This window comes from Pseudomonas sp. MD195_PC81_125 (genome assembly GCF_014060985.1).
Classification (GTDB): Bacteria; Pseudomonadota; Gammaproteobacteria; order Pseudomonadales; family Pseudomonadaceae; genus Aquipseudomonas; species Aquipseudomonas parakoreensis.
The window spans coordinates 1-2,081 of the sequence record NZ_JABULD010000869.1; the positions used below are offsets into that span (position 1 = coordinate 1).

General features: G+C 54.8%; 1 protein-coding gene and 1 pseudogene. Both read left to right on the forward strand.

Annotation, left to right across the window (positions count from 1 at the left end; all coding sequences use genetic code 11):
- Positions 1–462, forward strand: a pseudogene (locus HT737_RS29915) (ATP-binding protein); the annotation flags it as partial.
- Positions 463–478: 16 nt separating this feature from the next.
- A partial coding sequence (locus HT737_RS29920) for a TnsD family Tn7-like transposition protein (RefSeq protein WP_182404624.1) occupies positions 479–2,081 on the forward strand: 1,603 nt, incomplete at its 3' end.

Sequence of the window (2,081 nt, forward strand, 5' to 3'; positions counted from 1 at the left end):
GTCACAGATTTCCTGGTCAAGCTGCTGGTATTGAGTCAGCGTTATGCGGTCCAGAGTGGCTCGGAGTGTTTGACTGCCGAGGTCCTGGTGAAGGTAAGCAACTCAAAAATGCAGATTCTAAAGCCAGCCCTTTCAGCTCTGCGTAGCCGAGATCCGAAGCGGATGCGGCAGTTCGACGATTTGCTGCCGATTGAGGATCAACTGAGCGAAATGATGGTCTTCGACGGTTTGGCACGAGAGGATCGCCTCGCCTTGCTTCGAAGCGTTGTGTCCCGTGAGAAGCCGGCAGACCAATCTCCAACCATTCTTGCGAAGGATCACCCATCGCCTATTGCAACTGGTGTGGAAAACTCAGAGGCTAAAGCCCTAAGCGAACAGGACGCTCCCCTCGATGCTCTGCGAGCTGCGGGCTGGCTCAACGAGGACTTGTTTGAGTTCTCACCGATGTATCACAAAGCGTGAGTCGGGGGGTGGCGAAGTGCACCTTAAACTCCATTTCTTCCCCACCGCGTTCCCCGATGAGACGCTGCACAGCGTGATATCTCGCTATGCCCGTCTTTGCGGTGTTCGTAATTGCCAAGCAGCATTTGCCGGCCTGAAATCGGCGGCAGCATTTTCGCAAAATGTGGCATTCCCAAGTCATTTAGGGGAGTTTGTCGACGCGCTACCCAGCGGTACCGAGCTATCGATAGCCGAGGTCCTTATGCGTCACACGCTATTACCCTACTATGCGCCGTTTTTGACTATGAGCCAGGTAGAACACGCTCGGACGCTGATGACTGCCGATGGGAAGGGTTTGATGTTGAAGCTGGGCGTCAACGCGAGCCGTATTGGATTCGCCTCCCGAGTGCGGTTATGCCCAGAATGTATCGCCCAAGATCAGGCCCAACGGGGAGTTGCTTACTGGCACAGGGTTCACATGCTTCCAGGCGTGCTGGTATGTCCGCATCACGGGACGTCACTTAGTATCCTTGATCCTCGCTGGTCCAGCCGCAGCTCTCGACAACTCAATCTGCCGAGTGATGAGAATGTGCAAGCTCACACGTTACGTCTCGATACCCCGTCGCTGAGCATGCCGCCGCTTCACGAAATAGCGTTGCGCTCACTTCAGGTCATCGAGTCTGAAGTCAGTGCTTTGTCAGCGGAGGCGGTGCGCTACACGTTTTTACAAAGGGCAACGCAGCTTAACCTTGCCTCTGATAACCATCGCTTGCACATGCACATGCTGGCGCAGCACATGGCCGATTTTTTTGCCGCACTCCCGCAAGAATGGGAATTTTCCATACTCGGAGAAGTTCGTGCAGGTACACCCGCCTCGTGGGTCACGAAGCTGCTTCGTACGCCAATAACCTCCCACCACCCGCTCAAATACATTTTATTGGCCGGTGCTCTGGGCATTGACATGGTGAACTTGCTGCATGGTCAACGCCCGGTGAAACAGGCGGTGGCGTGTGGTCCGATAGCTCACATTCAACTTCACACGCGCCTTTCTCCGGTGATGCCCGGTGAAGGCATGGACTGTTCGTCAGCCGCTGTGTGGAAACATGCTCTTGAGGGCGCTGATGCCAAAAAGATCGCTGCCGTTCTAGGCGTTTCATTGGCGTATGTCTATCGTCACATCCGAAATGTAGCCGGCGGGCAAGGTGCTTGGAGTGAGGCAAGATTTCACATTGAGCTATGCGCAAGACGCACGGCTTTCGAGGCTGATTATCGTTTTTACAAAGCACATGCATGCAGGGGGTATGCGTGGCTGTATCGCCACGATAGGCGGTGGCTTTCGGAGTCAACTGTAAACCCAAGCCCCCATCGTACGCCCCGTCTAAATAGCGCCGAAATGTTCGCTGCCCTCGATGCGAGACTGGCCGGCGAAGTCCGTCAGTGTGCTGAAGCGCTTTATGCTCTTGCGGGTAAGCCTGTCCGCATCTCGCGTACCAGAATTGGCCGGGAGCTTCATGTTCTGTCTCGCTTCGAAAAGCAGCTCTGCAAGCTTCCTCTCTGTGCAGCAATGCTCGACAAAGTATGTGAATCAATCGAAGGCTTCCACGATAGGCGTCTGCGATGGGCTAGAAGCAAATTGCTCT